This is a genomic window from Labilithrix sp. (assembly GCA_019637155.1).
Taxonomy (GTDB): Bacteria; Myxococcota_A; Polyangia; order Polyangiales; family Polyangiaceae; genus Labilithrix.
Genome location: JAHBWE010000028.1, coordinates 47204 through 67003 on the forward strand (window position 1 = coordinate 47204; position 19800 = coordinate 67003).

15 protein-coding genes are annotated in these 19800 nt (G+C 71.8%); 9 read left to right on the plus strand and 6 right to left on the minus strand.

Going from position 1 to position 19800, the window contains the following annotated elements; genetic code table 11:
- Nucleotides 1-4: 4 nt before the first annotated feature.
- On the minus strand, nt 5-148 hold the full coding sequence (locus tag KF837_41020) for a hypothetical protein (protein ID MBX3233777.1): 144 nt from the start codon (nt 146-148) through the stop codon (nt 5-7).
- A 24-nt stretch (nt 149-172) separates the two neighbouring features.
- On the opposite strand from KF837_41020, the gene KF837_41025 reads away from it, so the two are divergent.
- The 3 genes from KF837_41025 (at nt 173) to KF837_41035 (ending at nt 5397) form a co-directional block, all read left to right on the plus strand.
- Entirely contained in the window at nt 173-1477 is a 1305-nt protein-coding gene (locus KF837_41025; GenBank protein MBX3233778.1) for a CPBP family intramembrane metalloprotease, read from the plus strand.
- Nucleotides 1474-4314, plus strand: coding sequence for an AAA family ATPase (locus KF837_41030; protein MBX3233779.1), 2841 nt, complete (start codon nt 1474-1476; stop codon nt 4312-4314). Before KF837_41025 ends, KF837_41030 begins: the two co-directional genes overlap by 4 nt.
- A 69-nt stretch (nt 4315-4383) precedes the next feature.
- Nucleotides 4384-5397: a hypothetical protein gene (locus KF837_41035; GenBank protein ID MBX3233780.1), complete on the plus strand. Its 1014-nt coding sequence runs from the start codon at nt 4384-4386 to the stop codon at nt 5395-5397.
- An 8-nt stretch (nt 5398-5405) separates the two neighbouring features.
- Here KF837_41035 and KF837_41040 read toward each other — a convergent pair whose 3' ends face one another.
- A complete protein-coding gene (locus KF837_41040) occupies nt 5406-7157 on the minus strand; it encodes a PD40 domain-containing protein (protein ID MBX3233781.1) in 1752 nt (583 codons plus the stop codon).
- Between the two features lie 313 nt (nt 7158-7470).
- Here KF837_41040 and KF837_41045 point away from each other — a divergent pair, with 313 nt between their 5' ends.
- The 3 genes from KF837_41045 (at nt 7471) to KF837_41055 (ending at nt 10052) form a co-directional block, all read left to right on the plus strand.
- Nucleotides 7471-7653 carry a hypothetical protein gene (locus KF837_41045; GenBank protein MBX3233782.1) on the plus strand — a complete coding sequence of 61 codons (183 nt, stop codon included), beginning with the start codon at nt 7471-7473 and terminating at the stop codon, nt 7651-7653.
- Between the two features lie 215 nt (nt 7654-7868).
- On the plus strand, nt 7869-9266 hold the full coding sequence (locus tag KF837_41050) for a hypothetical protein (protein ID MBX3233783.1): 1398 nt from the start codon (nt 7869-7871) through the stop codon (nt 9264-9266).
- Nucleotides 9267-9308: 42 nt separating this feature from the next.
- Nucleotides 9309-10052, plus strand: coding sequence for an MBL fold metallo-hydrolase (locus KF837_41055; GenBank protein MBX3233784.1), 744 nt, complete (start codon nt 9309-9311; stop codon nt 10050-10052).
- Nucleotides 10053-10056: 4 nt separating this feature from the next.
- Here KF837_41055 and ppk1 read toward each other — a convergent pair whose 3' ends face one another.
- On the minus strand, nt 10057-12408 hold the full coding sequence (gene ppk1 / locus KF837_41060; GenBank protein ID MBX3233785.1) for a polyphosphate kinase 1: 2352 nt from the start codon (nt 12406-12408) through the stop codon (nt 10057-10059).
- 60 nt (nt 12409-12468) lie between these two features.
- A complete protein-coding gene (locus KF837_41065) occupies nt 12469-14076 on the minus strand; it encodes a hypothetical protein (protein ID MBX3233786.1) in 1608 nt (535 codons plus the stop codon).
- 125 nt (nt 14077-14201) lie between these two features.
- Between KF837_41065 and KF837_41070 the strand changes: the two genes are divergently transcribed.
- On the plus strand, nt 14202-15338 hold the full coding sequence (locus KF837_41070; GenBank protein ID MBX3233787.1) for a bifunctional oligoribonuclease/PAP phosphatase NrnA: 1137 nt from the start codon (nt 14202-14204) through the stop codon (nt 15336-15338).
- Nucleotides 15338-16213: a hypothetical protein gene (locus tag KF837_41075; GenBank protein MBX3233788.1), complete on the plus strand. Its 876-nt coding sequence runs from the start codon at nt 15338-15340 to the stop codon at nt 16211-16213. Before KF837_41070 ends, KF837_41075 begins: the two co-directional genes overlap by 1 nt.
- A 141-nt stretch (nt 16214-16354) precedes the next feature.
- Here KF837_41075 and KF837_41080 read toward each other — a convergent pair whose 3' ends face one another.
- On the minus strand, nt 16355-17125 hold the full coding sequence (locus KF837_41080; GenBank protein ID MBX3233789.1) for a GNAT family N-acetyltransferase: 771 nt from the start codon (nt 17123-17125) through the stop codon (nt 16355-16357).
- Nucleotides 17126-17211: 86 nt separating this feature from the next.
- The gene (locus KF837_41085; protein MBX3233790.1) at nt 17212-17958 is read right to left on the minus strand and encodes a BON domain-containing protein; all 747 of its coding nucleotides are present in this window, start codon (nt 17956-17958) and stop codon (nt 17212-17214) included.
- Between the two features lie 1345 nt (nt 17959-19303).
- On the opposite strand from KF837_41085, the gene KF837_41090 reads away from it, so the two are divergent.
- Nucleotides 19304-19714 carry a PilZ domain-containing protein gene (locus KF837_41090; protein MBX3233791.1) on the plus strand — a complete coding sequence of 137 codons (411 nt, stop codon included), beginning with the start codon at nt 19304-19306 and terminating at the stop codon, nt 19712-19714.
- The last annotated feature ends 86 nt before the right edge of the window (nt 19715-19800 follow it).

Below are 19800 nucleotides of genomic sequence, written 5' to 3' on the forward strand. Positions count from 1 at the left end.
CCCTTCATTCCCCCTTCGGCGGTTCTTCCTCTGGCGCGGGTGCGCGCGAGAGCGCGTTCGCGATCTTCGGCAAGAGGCCCGAGAAGTACACGAGCCCGAGGATGAACGCGATGAGCATCATCTCGCCGCGCGTCAGGTCGAAGCTCACCGTTCCTATTTACCACGTGCTCTCATGGCCTTCGTGGTCTACGTGCGAACCGGTAGCGACACCGTCTCGCGCACACCCGCGGACCTCGCGGCGGCGAGCGGCGGGCCCGATCGCATCGAGGCCGAGACGGAGGTCTCCCTCCGCGAAGAAGGCCCATTTTTCCCCGTCGCCCACGCGATCCGCGAGAGCGGCGCGCTCCGCGACGAGCTCGCCGGCGCGATCCCGATCCCGAGCCTCGCCGGCTATCGGCGCCTCCGCCTCGTCCTCGCCGCGCTCGCGGCGCCGCCCGCGCTCGCGTTGCTCGAGCTCGATCGGGAGCTCGCGTTCGCCGGAAAAGTGGGCCCCGGGCGCGTCGCCGCCGACCTGCTCACGGTCGCGTGGATCGTCTTCGAGCTGACGCGCCCCACCCCGCGCATGCCGCGCGTGGCCGCGACCTGCACCGCCGCCCTCGCCCTGCGCTGGCTCATCGTGGCCACGCACGCGTGCGGGCGCGGCGTGCATCCGCTCGTCTGGGCGTCGGCCACGTGCGCGGTCCTCGCGACCGGCATCTTCCTCGTGCGCGTGCCGCCGCGCGCGCGGGTGGTCCTCGAGCTCATGGGAAAGCTCGGCGTCACGCGCTCGCAGCTCTTCGCCGCGACAACGCGCCGCGAGCCACCGGGCGCGCTCGTCGCAGTTGCGGTCGCGTGCGCGGCGGGGCTGCCCGCGCTCCTCCACCTCGTGCGCGCGATCGGCGCGAGCTTCCTCGTACAGTGCCTCGCCTTCATCGGTTTCGCCGCCCTCGCCCCCGCCGCCGCGCGCCGCTTCGCCGACCCCGCGGCCGCGGCTGCGCGTCGCTTCGACGAGCCGCGCGCGAGCGTGGCGCCGGCGCGGATTCTCTTTGCCGTCGCGATCGGGCTCACGATCGCCGCCGCGACCGTCACCGCGGGGCGGCTCTTCTTCGACGCGAGCGCGGACCTCGCGCAGTGCGTGAACCGGCTCGACGCGGAGGCGCGGCTCGCGCGCGCGACCGAAGCGGCGGAGCTCGCGCGCGCGGTGGCACGCGTCCGCGCGTCGGTCCCGCTCTTCCTCATGACGGCGGCGGTCTTTCCGTTCGCGGAGGAGCGCATCTACCGCGGGCTCCTGCAGGACACGCTCGTCCGCAAATACGGCGACGCGTACGGCGTCTTCGCCGCGTCGCTCGCGTTCGGCGTCGCGCACCTCGGCGTCTACGAGGTCGCGCTCTACCAGACCGTGCTCCTCGGCATCGGCTTCGGCTTCGCGTACCTCGAAGGCGGGCTCCTCGCCGCGTTCTTCGTCCACGCGACGTGGAACCTCCTCCAGATCGGATGATGCTGCTCGGTCGCGACGAGGAGCGCGCCGCGCTCGCGGCGACGACCGCGCGGCTCGTCACGCTCTGGGGGCCCGGCGGCGCGGGGAAGACGACGCTCGCGCGCGCGGAGGCGGAGCGGCTGCGGGAGGAGGGAGCGACGGTGGTGTGGGTCGACCTCGCGAGCGCGCGGACGCGCGGCGACGTCGCGACCGCCCTCGCCGCCGCGCTCGGCCTCGACGCCGCCGCGGCCGCGGCCGACGACGTGCTCCGCGCCGCCGCCGCGTCGGGCGCGTCGTTCGTCGCCGACAACGCGGAGCAGGTCGACCGCGAAGGCCGCGCGCTCCTCGTCGCGCTCGCCGCGTCGCAGCGTGTGCTCGTCACGTCGCGTGACGCGCTCGGCGCCGCGGGCGAGGAGGCGCTCGAGGTGCGCCCGCTCGACGAGGCGTCGGCGATTGCGCTCTACATGCGTCTCACGAACGGCGCGGAGGACGACGTGGTGCGCGCGATCGTGCGGCGCCTCGATGCGCTGCCGCTCGCGCTCGAGCTCGCGGCCGCGCGGGCGCCGCTCCTCGGCAACGCGGAGCTCCTCGCGCGGCTCGATCGCAAGCTCGACGTGCTGAAGGATCGCGAGAAGAACCCGCGGCACGCGACGCTGCGCGCGGCGATCGCGTGGTCGTGGGACCTCCTCGCGGAGTCGGAGCGGAGCGCGCTGGTGGTGTGCGCGCAGTTCGCGGCGCCGTTCGACGCGGCCCTCGCCGAGACCGCCGCCGGCGACGACGCGCTCGACGACCTCGACGCGCTGCGGAGGCGCGCGCTCCTCCACGTCGACGCGGAGCACCGGCTGTTCCTCCTCGAGTCGGTCCGCGACTTCGCGCGCGAGCACACGACGACGCTCGACCGCTGGGCGGAGGCAGTGCTCGCGCGCGCCGAGCCGCTCGCCCTGCAGGTCCGCCGCGGCGAGCGGATCGATCCCGAGCTCGAGCGCCGCCGCCCCGACCTGCAGCGCATCTTCGACGCGCGCACGCTCACGCCCGCGACGCGCCTCCGCGCCTTCCTCGCCCTCGCCGCCACCGGCCACGACGCGCTCCCGATCGACATCGACGCGAGCCTCGCATCGGCCCCAACCCTCACACCACTGACCAACGCCGTGCTCGACAACGCACGCGCCCCCGAAGGCACAAGCCGCAGCCGCGACGCCGACGACAGGCGCGCACGCGCAGAGGGCCCGAGCCGCAGGAGCGACGCCAGCGATGCCGCAAGCCACGACGCCGGCGACGTGCATGCTCATGCTCGCGACGCCGGAGGCGCACGTCCGGGGCGCGGGGACGGCACCGCCACGATCGACCGCGGACGCGAGGCTGTCGGCGTGAACGCGCTCGGTGTTCGCGTCGCGGTCGCGGTTGCGCTTGCACTTCGCGCGACGGGGCGGCTCGCGGATGCGGACGCCATCGCCGCAGCGGCGCTCCGTACGATCGAGCAAGGCGAAGCGCCGGACGCGCGGAGCGACGCCAGCGGCACGGCGCGGACGACCTCGCCGCACGAGGCCGGCGATGCCCTGCGTGTCGCTGGCGTCGTCGCGCGGTCGCGCGGCGGCACCGAGGAGGCCGGCGATGTCCTGCGCGTCGCTGGTGTCATCGCGCGGTCGCGCGGCGATACCGAGCGCGCGAGCGCGCTGCTCGAGCGTGCGCTCGCGGCGTATCGCGCCGTCGGTGAAGATGCGTTCGCGGGGATCACGCTCGGCGAGCTCGGCGTCGCGACGCAGAGCGACGAGCGCCTCGCCGAAGGGATCGCCGTCCTCGTCGCGACGAAGAGCCTCCGCGCGGAGGGCCTCTTCCGCTCTCACCTCGCGGTGACCACGCACCGTCGCGGCGAGCCGCGCGCGGCGCTGTCGCTCCACGAGGCCGCGCTCGCGATCCATCGCCGGGTCGGGAGCCGCCGGCTCGAAGGCGCGGAGGTGCTCCATCGCGGCTTCGTCCTCCACGAGCTCGGCGAGCTCGCGGCGCGCGCGTCGATCGAAGAAGCCCGCCGCCTCCTCGCGCTCGCCGGCGCACGCGGCCTCGAGTCGTTCGCGAACGTGCTCCTCGCGCGACTCCTCATCGACGAAGCCAACGACCAAGCCAAGAACGCAGCCAACGACCGAGCCACGAACGCAGCCAACGACCAGGCCGCGAACGCAACCAACCACGTCGTCGAAGCGCGTATCGCGCTCGCGGAGGCTGCGCGGATCGCGCCGCCGGGCTGGCCGCGGCTCGAGGCGACGCGCCTCCTCGTGAGCGGGCACCTCGCGTTCACGCTCGGCGATCGCGCCGGCGCCGCCGCCGCATACGACGCCTCGCTCGCTGCGTCGCGCGACGTCGAGGTCGGCTTCGAGGCGCTGACGCCGGCCTATCGCGCGCTCGCGACCGGCGAAGCCGCCCCTCCCACGCCGTCGTTCAAGAACCCGCACCTCGCGATCGCGTTCGCGCTCCTGACCGGCGCCGCGCAGAGCGCACCGCCCGAGGCCGCCCGCGCGTCGAGCGAGGTCCGCCGCGCGCTCGCCTTCACCGCCGCGAAGCGCGCGCTCGTCGTCACCGCGACGTCCATCCTCCTCCCCGACGGCCCGACGATCGACCTCTCCCGCCGCAAGAACCTCCGCCTCATCGCGCAGTCCCTCGCGCGCGCCGGCTCCACTCCCGTCGACCCCGACACGCTGATCGCCGCCGGCTGGCCGGGCGAGCGGATGCGGGCCGATGCCGCGACGAAGCGACTCCACACCGCGATCTGGACGCTGCGAAAGCTCGGCCTCGAAGGGATCCTCCTCTCGTCCGAGGCCGGATACTGGCTCGATCCGGCCCTCGCCATCGAGCTGCGCGAATGATCGCGCAAGCGCCCTTTGAGCGCCTTTGAGTGGCTCGAGGTCCGGGCCGGTGCCAGAGCGTGGGTCGCGATGACGAAGCGACTCCTCTCTGCCCTCCTCGCCCTCCCCTTCCTCGCCGCCGCGTGCGCCGCGCCGACCGACGACGCCGCCACCGCCCAGGACGAGGCCAGCGAGACCGCCGGCGCCTGCGAAGCGCTCTCCCCGCGCACGACGCCGCTCGAGCTCTTCGTGCAGCCCGACGTCGGCGCCGCGCCGTTCGAGCAGATCATCGGCCGCGCCACGACCTCGATCGACGTGATGGTCTACCAGATGGGCTTCGGTCCCGTCCTCGACGGCCTCATCGCGAAGGCGCGCGCCGGCGTGCACGTGCGCGTCATCCTCGACCTCGCGCAGGAGCGCGTGAACAAGAAGTACAAGGAGAAGCTCGAAGAGGCCGGCGCGACGGTGATCTGGAGCGATCCGCGGTTCACCTTCATGCACGCGAAGGTGATCATGGTCGACGGACGCGAGGCGCTCCTCTCGACCGGGAACTACCACCAGAGCTACATGATGCGGGAGCGCAACTTCGCGGTCCTCGATCGCGACGCCGACGACCTCGCCTCGCTGAAGGAGATCTTCGAGGCCGACTTCGCGCGGCAGACGCCCGACGTCTCGTGCACGCGCCTCGTCGTCGCGCCGGTCAACGCGCGCGCGCGCCTCCTCGAGCTCATTCGCTCGGCGCGCACCTCGATCGAGGTCGAGTCGATGCAGCTCGGCGATCGCGACGTGCGGAGCGCCCTCGTCGAGCGCAAGACGGCCGGCGTCGACGTCCGCGTCCTCCTCGCCGACCCGAGCTGGATCGACGCGAACGCGGGGGCGGCCGAGTTCCTTCACCAGCACGGGATCACGCCGCGCTGGTACCCGCACGTCCACGTGAAGACGATCATGGTCGACGGCCGCGCCGCGTACGTCGGCTCCGTCAACATCAGCTGGAACTCGATCGATCGGAACCGCGAGATCGGCGTCGTCGCGACGGAGCCCGCGAACCTCGCCGCCGCGCGCGCCACCTTCGAGCACGACTGGGCGGCCGCGACGCCGTTCTGAGCGCGCCCCTACTTCACGATCTCTTCCGGGATCTTCAGCGTGTCCCACGCCGGGGAGTGGTTGTCCTCGTTCTCCGGCTGGTTCCAGAGGTAGAGCGCGGCGTACGTCGTGACGTTCGCGCCGTCGACGACGATCGGCGTGACGTAGAGGCGCGCGCCGAAGCGGATGTCGCCGTAGTTGCGAGCGGAGGAGAACACGAGGAAGTAGTACTTCTTGCCGCTCGCGTCGGTGCCGACGTCGGGCGACCACTTCGGCCACGCGTTGTAGACGCCGGGGCTCTTCGCGCCCGAGCACTGCGGCGGATCGTTCGCCGCGAGGCGCGTGGCGGTGCCGCCGCCGGACGGGATGACGTAGAGCTCCGCGTCGGGATCGCTGCTGCTGCTCTTCGTCGTCTGCGGCGCGCGATCGAACGCGATCATCGTGTCGTCGGGCGAGAACGACGGATAGAACTGGCGCGAGCCCGCGACGTTCGCGCCGGCGAGCTCGGTCGCGGCGCCGCCTTTCCTGTCCGTCCACGGCACGGTGAAGAGCTGGCCGCTGATGACGATGTTGCCGGCGGTGTTCGTCGTGTCGGTCGACACGTAGACGATCCTCGTGCCGTCGTTGCTCACGTTCGGCGCGGCGGCCCGGCGCGGATCGCCGGTGCGCGTGAACACGTCCCAGCCGGTGCCCTTCGCGTTGGAGATGGCCTCGAGGTCGGTCCAGATCATCTCGAACGGATCGGCGACGTTCTCGCCGTTGCGGAACATCGTCACGACGACGCGATCGCCGTCCTTGAAGTGCGCCTTCGAGAACGACGGCACCGACTGGTGCTCGCGCTGGAGCATCGCGCGCGCGGTCGCGGTGAGGTACGGCGGCGTCCCCACCCCGCCGTCGACGAGGCCGAACGCGATCGCCTGCGGCCCGTCGCCTTCGGGGACGGAGCGCGTCGTCGTCACCGCGTACACGCCGTCGGGCGTCGACGTGTGACACCCGACGCAGCGGACCTGCCCCGCGGGTTGGTTCGGGATCTGGCTCGGCGCGAGCACGTTCCGCACCGTCTCGTCGCCGACGCGGAAGCCCTTGAGGATGGGATCGTAGTTGCCAGTGCCGCCGCCGATCTTCGCGGTCGACCAGTAGACGATGGTCCCCGGCGCGTCGACGGGCGCGATCATGAGCGGCCCCGACGATCCCGCCGCCGCGTCCTCCAGCTTCCCGTTCACGAGCCTGCCGCCGCGGACGCTCATCGTGAGCGTGGTGCCGGCGACGCGCGTGCGGATCGTGTTCCACATCTCGCGCGGCATCGTCCACGACGGGTTCGCGGTGTAGACGACGAGGTCGTTCGCCTGGACGTCGGAGTGGACGCGGAGCTCGAAGAGGTCCTGCGATCCGCCGGCGTCGAGGATGGTGCCGCCGCCGGCGAGCGCGTTCGCCGCGATCCACTTGAAGCGCGGGCGCAGCCAGTTGCGCGGCAGCATCGAGCCGACCTCGGGCTCGAGGAGACACGGCCCCCCCGCGGTCGCGAACGTGGCGCCGGCGAAGATGGCGGCGGAGTCGGGCGGCGCGCCGGGATCGATGATCGGCTCGGCGGGAAAATCGGTCGGCGCGGCGTCCGGGCTCGGCGTGAACCCGGTCGGCACGGGCGGCGGCGACGTGTCGACCGTGCTCCCGGAGTCTTCGGGGAACGTCGACGTCACCTCGTCTCCGCACCCCGCCGCGACGGCGGCGACGGTGCATCCACCGAACAAAGCGAACAAGAGGAAGGAAAGAGCGCTCCTCATCCCTGACCGATAGCCGTGCTGCGCACCTGTGGAAAGTTCCGCGTACCTCGCGCCTGGTCGGGGCCGAGGGGCGAGGCTATCTGGCAGCAACCTCTCGGGTAATCGTGGGGGCGAGCCCTCCCGAGGATCGATCGCGCCCTGGATCACTTTTTCTGAAGTCCATGCCGCCGCGCCCGCGCACGGATCGAAATCGCTCCATCGACTGTTACGCGGGCGAGACGAATCGCTGGTTTGCCGCGCCATACACCCCGCCCAACTGCGCAACATCTCGCCGGCGGGGCGCGGCAAAGGATTTGCGATACGGGAAGTCACCGTGAAGAAGCCCCGCAGCAAGACCATCCGTGCCGCCAAGCGCCTCTCGCGCGGGTGGATGAACGACTTGGCGGACCTCGCGGCAGAGTCGCGGGGCGACGGAGGCATGGGCCTACAGCGCCTCCTCTCCACCGCAAAGTTCGACGAACGCCCCCGCCTCTCGATGGTCAAGCACGCGGCCTGAACGGACGCTCCCTCCTCATCTCGCTCATCCCTCGGCGCCTCCTGGCGCCGTTTTCGTTTTGGGGACGTGATCCGGATCCCGCCCACCGGTACCGCGAGCGCGTTCGCCCTACGAGACGACGTTGTCCGACGAGCGCAACGACGCGGAAAGGCGCGTGGCGTTCTCCGTGCAGTGGGGCGCGCATGCTCACCGTTCGCTCCTCGTCGTGGGTTTCATTGGCCGCTCTGCTCGTCGGGTGCACGAGCGCTGACGTCTCCGATCGCGCGCCTGCGGGCGAAGATCCTCTCGAGGCTCCGGCGACGAAGCCGGCGAGCGGCGGCGACACCGCGCCGAGCAGCGGGGCAGCCGACGAGGGGCCGAAGGGACCGCTCCGCGTGGCGGTGGTCGAGGGCGCGCGTGACGGGATCCCCGTGCTCTTCCACGACGCCGAGGGCGTCGTGATCGGTCAGACGAAGACCGACGCCGAAGGGATCGCGATCGCGCCGGACGAGCTCGCGCCCGCGCAGGTCTCGGCGCTGCTCGGAGACGGGGAGCATCACCTCACCGTGTCGTGGGTCGGTGTCGCGCGCGGCGACGTGCTCCGCGTCAAGAACCTCGCCCGGCCCACGTCGGGCGAAGGATCGTTCCAGTTGACGCCGCCAGGAGACGTGCCCGGCGCCGAATACTACGCGGCGGCGGACGGACGGTGCTTCGGCGGACCGCCCCTCTACAGCTCGAACGGCACAGCACCGCTCTCTTACTATTCGTGCTGGAGTGACAAGAACGCTGCGATCGTGAGGGCAGCGAACACGAACGACGGCGTCGTCGCGTTCTCGTTCGTGAAGGGCCTCCCCTCGCCGACGACGCACGGAGTGCCGGTGAAGCTCGAGACGTGGGTGACGCCCGCGAAGCTCGTGCTCGACACGGTGAGCGTGCCGGACGGAATGAACGCGTTCACGACGATGCGTCAGGACATCGACGGCGTCCTCCATCCGACGGACGGCCAGTCCGTGCGCAACGCGGACGGCACCTACGGCACGATGCGCGAGTTCTTGGTGCCGCCCGGGCTCGCCGAACGCTACGTCGGGAGGAGCGACGCATCCCGGCAAGATCCGGATGGCGGGCACCGGAACGTGCTCTCGATCGAACGAGCCCTCGTCGACGCTTCGAGCGGATCGACGATCGACTTCGCGCGCGCGCTCCCGGAGATCACCTCGGTCACCTCGAACGGCGAGGACCCGAAGCGCCCCGCGCTCTCGTGGGCGAGCGTCGCGCCGATCGCCGACGCCGACGGCGGCGTGATCTCGTTCGGCTGGGGCACGTCGTCGTTTTCGGTCGGAGGTCCGATGGGCTACTCACCCGACAGCGGCGCGTGGCGCGTGTACGTCCCGCCCGGCTCCGCGAGCGTGAAGCTTCCGATCCTCCCCGCGGAGTACGCGGCGTGGCTCCCGCTCGAGGGGACGATGCGCGGCAGCGTGCGCTTCGACGCGATCGACGATTTCGACGGATACGCCGCGTATCGGCAGGCGATCGGGGGAGAGAGCTCCTGGATCGGCGACCAGAACTGGCTCGTCTCGCCCGGCACGATCACGCCGAAGCAGGGCGACGTGCGTTCCTCCAGCAGGACCTTCTGAGTCCTCGCGGCGACACCCGCCGAGCGGTCTACTCTGTCGGACGTGCGACCCGAGGTCTTCGCGGTGACGGACACGGTCACGTGCATTCGCCGGCCGTCCTACTTCACGTGCTCGTACGTCGTTCGATCGGAGCACGGCGTCCTGCTCGTCGACGCGGGGATGAAGTCGGACGGCTCGGACGTCCTCGTCGCGCTCGAGGGCCTCGGCCTCGAGCCTTCGAGCGTGCGCGCGATCTTCATCACGCACTGGCACAACGATCACGCCGCCGGCGCGGGCGAGCTCGCGGAGCGCTCGGGCGCGCGCGTCGTGTGCCTCGGGCCGGAGGCTCCCTACCTCCGGCGCGACACCGCGACCGGCGGCGTGCTCGGCTGGTTGTCCGACGCGGTGCCGGAGGTGGGGCCGTTCGTCCTCGCGAAGGGGCTCCTCGGCTCCGCGCCGATGCGCGCCGTCACGCCGACCGACATCATGAGCGACGGCGACGATCTGTTCGGGCTCCGCGTCATCGCCACGCCGGGACACACGGAGGGGCACGCCGCCTACTACTGGGAGGAGGCGGGGATGCTCTTCGCCGGCGACGCGCTCGCCTTCATCGACGGCGAGCTGCGCTTCATGGCGCGCTCCGTCACCCCCGATCTCGCCGCCGCGCGCGCGTCGATGCTGCGCGTCCTCGAGCTCCCGTTCCGCTACGTGTGCCCCGGCCACCGCGAGCCCGGCCCGGTGGACGACGACGAGCGCGCGCGCTTCGCCCGCGTCGTCGCCGCGGGGAGCTGGCCGTTCCTCGGCTAGAGGCCTAGCGCTCGTCTTTGCGGAGGCGGCGGCGCTGGGTGCGGGGGAGCTTGCCTTCGAGGGGCTGGCGCTGCGCGGTCGGCATCATGTGGAAGCGGCTCGGGGCGCGGCTCGCTTGCTCGGCGACCTTCACCTTGTCGCGCGTGACCTCGATGAAGCGCTGCTGCGAGCGGAGGAGCGGCGCGTTCGGCTTCGGCTGCACGCGCGAATAGGTCCCGTTCGCCTCGAGCGTCCACGCCTTCACGTTGTCGGAGAACTGCACGTTCAGGATCTCGATCAGGCGCGCGCGGATGTTCGGGTCGTCGATCGGGACCATCACCTCGACGCGGCGATGGAAGTTGCGCGGCATCCAGTCGGCGCTCGCGATGTAGACCTCGTCCTTGCCCGCGTTCGAGAAATGGAAGATGCGGCCGTGCTCGAGGTAGCGATCGATGATGGCGCGGACCTCGATGTTGTCGCTCACGCCCGGGACGCCGGGGCGGAGACAGCAGATGCCGCGGATCATGAGCGAGATGAGGACACCCGCCTGCGACGCGCGGTAGAGCGCCTCGATGACGTCCTCGTCCACGAGCGCGTTCATCTTCGCGACGATGCGCGACGGACGGCCCTGGCGCGCGTTCTCCGTCTCGCGCGCGATGAGGCCGAGGGTGGCCTCGTGGAGGCCGAGCGGCGCGACGATGAGCGAGTTCCACTTCGCCGGCGCGCTGTAGCCGGTGAGCAGGTTGAAGAGCGAGGACGCGTCGGCGCCGAGGGAGGGGCGCGCGGTCAGGAGACCGACGTCGGTGTAGTGACGCGCGGTGCCGGGGTTGTAGTTGCCGGTTGCAAAGTGCACGTATCGGCGGAGCGAGCCGCGCTCGCGGCGGATGATGAGGAGGCACTTCGCGTGCGTCTTGAGGCCGAGGAGGCCGTAGACGACGTGGACGCCGCTCTGCTCGAGCGTGCGCGCCCACTGGATGTTCGACTCCTCGTCGAAGCGCGCCTTCAGCTCGACGATCGCGGTGACCTGCTTGCCCGTCTCGGCCGCGCGCGCGAGCGCCTTCACGATCGGAGAGTCGCCGCCGGCGCGGTACAGCGTCTGCTTGATCGCGAGGACGTCCGGGTCCTCCGCCGCGCGCGTGATGAGCTCGACGATCGGATCGAACGACTCGTACGGGAGGTGGAGGAGGATGTCGCTCTCGCGGATCGCGGCGAAGATGTCCTCCGCGTCGCGGAGCGGCGGGACGACCTGCGGGTGGTACGGCTCGTCGCGGAGGTCGCGGCGCTCCTCGCGCGGCACCCAGCCCATGAGGTCGGAGACGTTGAGGAGCGCCGAGCGATAGACGTCGCGCTCGGGATCGAGCTTGAGCGCCTTCACGAGCTTCTGGAGCGAGTTCGGGGTCGGCTCGCCCGCGACCTCGAGGCGGACCGCCGCGCCGCGCTCGCGGCGGCGGAGCTCCTGCTGGATCGTCTGGAGGAGGTCCTGCGCCTCCTCCTCGTCGATCTCGAGGTCGAAGTTGCGCGTGACGCGGAAGGTGTACACGCCCTTCAGCTTCACGCCCGGGAAGATCGTGCCGACGTGGCGCGCGATGAGGTCCTCGAGCAGGACGAAGGAGTGCTTCGCGAACCCGGGCTCTTGCTTCGGCTGCTGCACCTCGAGGAGGCGCGGCAGCATCATCGGCACCTGCACGACGCCGAAGCCGGGCTCGAGCTCGCCCTCGCGCGAGAACATGACGCCGAGGTTCAAGCTCTTGTTGCGGACGTGCGGGAACGGGTGGCCCGGGTCGATCGCGATCGGCGTGAGGATCGGGAAGACCTCGTTGTGGAACCGCTCGTCGAGCGCGGCGAGCGCGTCCGGCGGCAGGCTGTCGGGCTTCATCAGCACGAACGAGCCGTCGGACGCGAGCTGCGGGAGGAGGCCGCCCATCAGCGACGCCATCTGCTGCGCGATGAGCTCGTGCACGCGCGCGGAGATCTTCACGAGCTGCTCGTGGGCGGTGAGGCCGTCGGCCGCGAGCTCGCCGACCTCGCCCGTGAGCTGCTGCTTCAGGCCCGCGACGCGGACCATGAAGAACTCGTCGAGGTTCGAGGCGGCGATGGCGTGGAACTTGAGGCGCTCGAGGAGCGGCACCGCCTCGTTGTCGGCCTCGGCGAGGACGCGCGCGTTGAACTCGATCCACGACAGCTCGCGGTTGAGGTAGAGCGCGGGCGCGCGCAGGTCCGGCGTCTCGGCGGGCGTGACGGAGGTGGCCGCGACGTGCGGCCCCGACACGCGCTCCGCGGGCGCGGGCGGCACGACCGAGACCGGAGGGGCCGGCGGGGTCGACGCCTGAGGGGTCGGCGACGAGGTCGGCGGCAGGTCCGGGACGGACGTAGGCATGCGTCCGCTAGTCTAGCCCGATCGGAGCGGCTCCGGCTGTGACGGTTGCGCGACGAAACGTCACTGCAAGAGGTCGTCGCGGACCCAGACCTCGGAGGGGTAACCGCCTCGATTCGTGTACTTTTCACGCATGAACGACGCCGCGCGCGGGCAGTGCGCGTCGAAGTCGAGGTGCGCGTTCGTGTTGCTCATGAGCGGGGAGAGGCTGACGAGCACGAACGCGGCGGGCGGGTCCTGCGTGATGCGCGCGAGGAGGTCGGCGGCGTGGCGGTCGCGCATCGCGCGGATGACCGCCGCTTGCTCGCGGGTGGGGCGCACCGCGCCTTCTTCCCATCCCCCCGCCGCCGCGGCGTCGACGTTCAGGTCGTACGCGTAGATGTACGGCGTCGCGCTGAGCCTCCGCGCGAGGAAGAGGAGATACGGGTCCATCGCGTAGGTCTGGACGCGATCGGTCGGCTTCGTGGAGCTCGCGACCGCCGCCGCGGCGACGCGCATCTGATGAGGGAAGTAGTCGATGCGATCGAACCAGCGCAGGCGCTCGGCGCTCTCGAGCGCGGCGGTCGTGCGCGCTCCCGGCGACGGCGCGGGCGGATACGGCGCGGCGCGCCCCAACACCGCGGCGTGGATGCCGATCGCGCCGGCGCCCGCGAGCGCGAGGAGCGGGACGCGCCGGCGCAGCGCCGCCGCGGCGACGATCCACGCGAACGTCGTGCCGGCCGTGATCGGGTGAAAGTGGTAGGGGAAGCCCTTCGCCTGGACGAGCATCGAGACGAGCGCGAGGACCGGCATCAGCGCGATCGGGAGCGCGCGCGTCGGCAAGACGCGTCGCGCGATGAGCGCGCTCGTGCCGAGCGACGTGAGCACGGCGAGCACGGCGATCGACTTGTAGCCGGGCATGGAGAGGATCGCGCCTGCCGGCCGCGGCCAGATGAAGCGGTACATCGCGGGCACGTCGACGAACGTGATGTGCGCCCACGCGCGGACGTCGCCGCACGCGAGCAAGAAGAGGAAGGGCACGAGGAGCCCCGCCGCGCCGCCGAGCGCGAAGAGCACGAAGCGCCGCCGCCGGTCCTCGCCGAGCACGATCGCGAGCACCTCGGCGACGGTGAAGAGCGCGAAGGTCGGCTTGCCGAGCCACGGCAAGAACGACGCGGCGCCGGCGAGCACGACCATCGCCGCGCCGCGACGCGACCGCACCTCGTCGGCGGCGAAGAAGAGCGCGATCGACACGAGCGCGAACCAATCGAGGAAGCTCTCGCGCTGCGCGGTGTCCCAGAAGCCGAACGAGAGGTACTGCGCCGAGAGCGCCACCCACGCCGCGAGGCCCCAGAGCGCGCGCTCTCCGCGGCGCGCCTTCGCGGCGACGAGCGCGCCCGCGACGACGAACGAGGCGCCGGTCACGGTGAGATCGAGCACGCGGAACCGATGCTCGTCCTCGCCGCCGAGCCACTGGAAGAAGACGTGCACCATCGTGATGACGGGGCCGTTCACGTCGCGCACGTCGCGGTAGAGCACGTCGCCCTGCCGGACCGCCCACGCGATGTACTGAAAGATGCCTTGATCGCGCCCGAGCGTCGTCCACGACGCCCGCCACGTCGCGTCGATCACCCACCACAGCGCGGGCAGAACGACCCCGAACGGTACGAAGATCTGCGCGCGACGACCCATCTCAGAACCGCGGACCCTACCATGCAAAGTGCATTGCTCGTGCCACGACCCGATGGGTGTAGCCCTCGGCTCGTCCTGAACAGCTTGACTTGGATGCGGGGTCGGCGACGCTAGGGGGCCAACCCATGAACGAACCCGTCCGACGGTTGCCGTTGCCGGATCGCGCCCAAAGAGCACGTGAGTTTGCAGAGGCGCTCAGCGCAGCCAAGGGGAAGCACCTCCTCATTGCGCTGCGCGGGCACCCCGATCCCGACGGCATCGCGTCGGCGCTCGCGCAGGCGCACATCGCCCAGCGCGTCGGCGTCGCGAAGACGACGATCAGCTACTGCCACGAGCTGTCGCACCGCGAGAACCGCGCGCTCGTGAAGCTGCTGAACGTCGAGATGAAGAAGATGCGCAACGTCGTCGACCTCGCGGAGCCGGCGGACTTCATCGCCCTCGTCGACGCGCACGACGTCGACCCCGACATGGTCGGCGTCGATCAGATCGAGACGCTCACGATCGTCGATCACCACCGCGCGCACGCGCCGCCGCGCGCGCGCTTCATCGACATGCGCAACGACGTCGGCGCGACCGCGACGATCTTCGTCGAGTACCTGCAAGAGCTCTTCCCGCTCTCGGCCGAGAGCGACGACGACCGCCGCGTCGCGACCGCGCTCATGCACGGCCTCGCGACCGACACGGACGACTTCTCGCTCGCGCGCACGACCGACTTCCGCGCCGCGGCGCAGCTCGCCGAGATCTGCGATCGCGATCTCCTCCAGGACCTCTCGCGTCGCCTCATCGCGCCGTCGGCGATGGACGTCATCGCGCGCGCGCTCGCGGCGCTCGTCGTCCGCCGCAACTTCGCGATGTCCGGCGTCGGCTTCGTCTCGGAGAGCGAGCGGGACACGATCGCGCAGGCGGCCGACTTCTTGATCCGCCGCGAGGACATCGACACCGTCGTCGTCTACGGCATCGTCGGCGATCGCTTCATCGAGGGCTCGCTCCGCACGCACTCGCCGAGCGTCGATCCCGCGCTGTGGATCGAGCAGGCGTTCGGCCACGACGAGCGCGGCAAGGCCTACGGCGGCGGGCGTCGCGACAAGGGCGGCTTCCGGATCCCGATCGGCTTCCTCGGCCGCGCGACCGATCGCGCGCAGCTCTGGGCGCTCGTCGAGCACGCCGCGCGGCAGGCGCTCCTCAAGCAGCTCGGCGAGGAGGGCCCGCTCGGCGCGGCCGCCGCGCACGCGCCGCTCCCGGCCACGCGAACCCCCGAGTAGTGCGGATCGCCTTCGTCGGCCTCCCCCTCGCGGCGCTCTTGCTCGCGAAGGATGGCCACACGATCGCGTGGGCGGGGATCTGCCGGAGGGACGCGCCCGGCACGCGGCGGCTCCGGCGGCTGCTCGGCGACGGCGTCGTGCACGTCGTGCCCGACCTCGCGCGCGCCGCCGACGCGATCGCGGCCGCGAAGCCGGACCTCGTCGTGAGCTGGTTCTGGACGAAGAAGGTGCCGCGCGCGGTGCGACGGCTCGCGCGCTTCGGGGCGATCGGCGTGCATCCTTCGCTCTTGCCGCGTCACCGCGGACCGGATCCGACGTTCTGGGCGATCGACGCCGGCGACGAGGTGACCGGCGTCACGGCGCACGTGCTCGAAGACGACTACGACACCGGCGCGATGCTGGGGCGGCGATCGCTGCGGATCGATCCGGCGTGGAGCGCGTGGACGCTCGCGAAGAAGCTCGATCGTCCTTCGCTCGCGCTCCTGCGTGAGGTCGTGGGCGCCTACGCGCGCGGCGAGCCGCCGGCGGCGGAGGCGCAGGACGAGGCCGCGGCGACGCCTGCGCCGACGCCGGACGACGACGTCCTCGAGCTGCGATGGACCGAGCCGGCGGCGGCGATCGTGCGGCGCGTGCGCGCGGCGAGCCCATGGCCCGGCGCGTTCACCGCGATCGGCGACGAGGTGCTCACGATCACACGCGCCCGCGTGACGACGAACGTGCCGCGCGCCCTCGAGCCGGGCGAAGCGTTCGTGCGAGACGGCGTCGCGATCGTGCGCGCGGCCGACGCGGGAGTGGAGCTCCTCGGCGCGCGCCTCGACGAGGAGGAGGAGCTCGACGCCGAGACGATCGCCGACCTCGTCGGCGCTTCCTCTTAGGCGCAGGGGCGCGGCGCTTCCTCTTAGGCGCAGGGGCGCGCGGGCGCTTCCCCTCGGTGCGGGGGCGCGCGGGCGCTTCCTCTCAGGGGCGGGGGCGCACGGGCGCTTCCTCTTAGTGCGGGGGCGCGCGGGCGCTTCCTCTCAGGGGCGGGGGCGCGCGAAGAACGCGCGGGCGCCGGCGAGCTGGAAGCCGGCGCGACGTGCGTTGCGCTCGCTCGACGTGCCCGGGCCGGTCATCACGCACGCGAGGTCGCTCCCGCGTTCGTGGGCCGCCGCGAGCCGCACGTTCATCAGCGCCTGCTGGAGGCCGCGGCCGCGGTGGTCGGGGCGGACGGCGCCGCCGAAGAGGATCGTGAGGCCGTGGCTCGACTCGGAGCAGCCGACGCCGACGATCTCGCCGCGGGCGCGCGCGACGAAGGTGTCGTTCGTCGGCATCGTGAGATGCATCATCGTCCTACCAACCGCGATTTCGGAAGGCTCGCGCTCGGGCGAAAAGCAGCGGTCGTTGTGGACCGCCGCCGCGCGCACCGCGCTCGCGTCGGTGCGGTCGAGCCGCTCGATCGTGATCCCGGCCGGCGGCGGCGTGCGCGCGACGTCGCGGACGGAGAGCGCGAGGACGTGCGTGAAGAAGCGGAGCTGGAAGCCGCGCGCGGCGACCGCATCGAGGACGGGGGCGGGGGCGTACGACGACGTCTCGAGCTTCGTGTCTTCGCCGCGCGCATCGAAGAACGCGATCGCGCGGTCGACGTGCTCGGGCGCGAGGCCGAAGCCGGTGACGCGGTTCGAGTACGCGCCGTGGCCCGCGAACGCGGCGGCGCACTCGTCTCCGAAGCGCAGCGTCTCGTCGGCGAGGGCGAGCGTCAGCTGCAGGTGTTTCGCCTCGAAGCGGCGTGCGACGGCGGCGAAGTCCACGGCGCAACCATAACCACGCGCCTCGGAATGCAATCCCGCGCCACCACTTTTCTTCAGATGCCTCCTCTTCAGATGCCTCCTCTTCTTCAGATGCCTCGGCCGAGGAGGGCGAGCGGCAACACGAAGGCGACGTTCGCGTCGCTCGGATCGTCTTTGCGGATCGTGAGCTGGTTGTGGACGTCGCGCACGCCGAGCACACCCTCGGCGACCTCCTCCGCGATCCGCTTCGAGCGGCGATCGGTGACGGTGCCGGTCAGCGTGACCTCGCCGGCGTGCACCGTCACGTCGATGTCCGTCGCGTCGAGGTCGCCGCGGTACGTGAGCGCGTCGTTCACGTCCTCGAGGATGCGCGCGTCGGCGCGGACCGCGTTCTTCGGCGCCTTGCCGGCGTGGAGGAGCTCGAGGGCGCCGCCCTTCAGACGCTGCCAGAAGCTGTCGCGCCGTCGATCGTGATCGAGGTGCGCGAAGTAGGGATCCTCTTTCGGCGAGGTGTAGTTCAGCCACGGCCACGCCTCGCGCTCGTGGAGGGTGGGACCGTTCTCGTCGTGCTCCTGGCGGTCGTGCTCGTCATGCCTGAAGTCGCGGTGGTACGCGTAGCTGCCGTCCTCGGGGTGGAGCGCGGGACCGCGCCCGTAGCCTTCCTCGTCGATGCGGCTGTTGCGCGTGTAGAGGTCGCGCTGGTTCCAGTGCGAGACGCCGATCGCCCACGGGCTCTGGTTGATCGAGCGCAGCCTCTCGATCTCGCGGATCCGATCGCGCCGCTCGACATCGGGATCGTGCTCGATGCGGGGGGTTGCATAGCGCTCGCGCTCGGTCCGGTCACTCCAACTCATCGGGTCCTCCACCCCCATACGTTGCGAACCACGTGCCGTCGCGCGATCCGCGTGGGGTAGGAGCGCGCGATGCACTCTCGACGCTTTCGAGAGGCACGGAAGCGCCTCGATCGTCGCAGGATCGAGCGCGGCACCTTGTCCCGGGGCACGGGGCAGCTTCCTTGGTTCGGCGCGGGACGGTCGCGTACCATCGTTCGGGCGAGGTCACCTGGTGAGCGATCCGATCACGATGTCGAAGTCTGCCCGCGAGTCGCTCTCACGCGGGCTGAACGCGCTCCAGGCCGATCCGAGCGTGCCGAGCCATCTCGTCGAGCTCGCGGCGCCGATCGCGCAGGCGATGGGCGCGCTGCACCAGCTCGAGAAGACGAGCCAGCTCGCGCCGCACGCGGAGGTCGCGCTCAACCACGTCCGCGGCGCGCTCGCGCAGCTCCAGGCGGCGCCGCCCAACCACCCCGCGGTGACGAACGCGCTCGACAACGTCGCGAAGTCGCTCACGGTGGTGCACGCGCTGAGCCGCATGGCGACAGGCGCAGCCCCGCTCGTCCCCGGCGGCGCCGCAGCCCCGGCAGCGAAGCCGGCAGAGCCCGCAAACTCACCACCCGCACCTGCCGTTGGTCCCGGCCGCACGCTGGCGCCGAACCCACCGCCCGCCGCCGGCCAACCCGCATTCGGCGGGGCCGGACCGGCCCCGAAGCCAGCTCCAGGCCTCGCCGCAAGTGGCCCGACGCCGGGAGGCGGCCCGACGCAGAATCCGGCGCTCGGCGCAGGCGCAGGGGGCGGACTCGGCGCGGGTGCGGGGGCCGGCGCGGCGCTGAATCCGGGGTTCGGCGCAGGTCCGGCCGCGGGCGGCGGGCTCGGCGCGGGCGGCGCGGCCGCGGGTGCGGGGGCCGGCGCGGCGCTGAATCCGGGGCTCGGCGCAGGTTCGAGCCCGGCGCAGAATCTGGCTCCGGGCCTCGGCGCGGGCGCGGGCGCGGCGCTGAATCCAACTCCGGGCCTTGGCGCGGGTCCGGGCGCAGCGCTGAATCCGGGTTTTGGCGCCAATCCGGGGACACCGCAGAATCCGGCTGTTCCGGCGGGGTCGCCGGACTTCTCTGCGCATGCGCCGACGGTGGCGGCGCAGCCGGGGGCCACGCTGAACGCGCCGCTCCGGCCGCCCCCCGGGTTCGCCTCGACCGCGCCGGTCGGCGCGCAGGTCCCGCAGCCCCAGCAGCGCCCCGGCTCGCAGCCGAGCTTCTCGCAGCCACAAGCCGCTCACGCTCCCGGTGCCGCACCCCATGGAGCTCATGCGGCTCATGCTCACGCGGCTCACGCACCTCATGCGCCTGCTCCGGCGCCTGCGAATCCAATGGTCGCGCGCGACCCGTTCGCCGCGGCAGGGCCGAAACCGGCGACGCCGAGCATGCCGGTCCCGGCGCCGCCCGCGGCGGGCAACATGCAGCTCATCCCGGCGGACCTCGGCGCGCACAGCCCGACGAATTTCTACAAGGGACTCTCGGGCAACGACATCATCGACCACGGCGGCCTCTTCGTGTCGACGTACGTGCCGCCGAAGATCGGCACTCCTGTCCGTCTCAAGGTCTCGCTTCCCGGCGGCTACGAGTTCGAGGCGAACGCGGTGGTGAAGTGGACGCGCGAGCAAGGAGGCGATGCACCGCCGGGCTTCGGCGCGCGCTTCACCGCCATCACGAACGAAGCGCGCCAGCTCATCTACCGCTACGTCCGCAACCGCGAGCCGCTCTTCTACGACGACCTCTGATCCCGACGCGCTCACCGAGCGTCATCGTCCGCCTCGTCGCTTCAGATTCGTCGGTTCATTCGCCTCGTCGCTTCAGCTTCGTCGGT

Coding starts and splice junctions, on each gene's coding strand:
- KF837_41025 (MBX3233778.1), top strand. CDS start 173: ATGGCCTTCGTGGTCTACGTGCGAACCGGTAGCGACACCGTCTCGCGC.
- KF837_41030 (MBX3233779.1), top strand. CDS start 1,474: ATGATGCTGCTCGGTCGCGACGAGGAGCGCGCCGCGCTCGCGGCGACG.
- KF837_41035 (MBX3233780.1), top strand. CDS start 4,384: ATGACGAAGCGACTCCTCTCTGCCCTCCTCGCCCTCCCCTTCCTCGCC.
- KF837_41040 (MBX3233781.1), bottom strand. CDS start 7,157: ATGAGGAGCGCTCTTTCCTTCCTCTTGTTCGCTTTGTTCGGTGGATGC.
- ppk1 (MBX3233785.1), bottom strand. CDS start 12,408: ATGCCTACGTCCGTCCCGGACCTGCCGCCGACCTCGTCGCCGACCCCT.
- KF837_41065 (MBX3233786.1), bottom strand. CDS start 14,076: ATGGGTCGTCGCGCGCAGATCTTCGTACCGTTCGGGGTCGTTCTGCCC.
- KF837_41070 (MBX3233787.1), top strand. CDS start 14,202: ATGAACGAACCCGTCCGACGGTTGCCGTTGCCGGATCGCGCCCAAAGA.
- KF837_41085 (MBX3233790.1), bottom strand. CDS start 17,958: ATGAGTTGGAGTGACCGGACCGAGCGCGAGCGCTATGCAACCCCCCGC.
- KF837_41090 (MBX3233791.1), top strand. CDS start 19,304: ATGGTCGCGCGCGACCCGTTCGCCGCGGCAGGGCCGAAACCGGCGACG.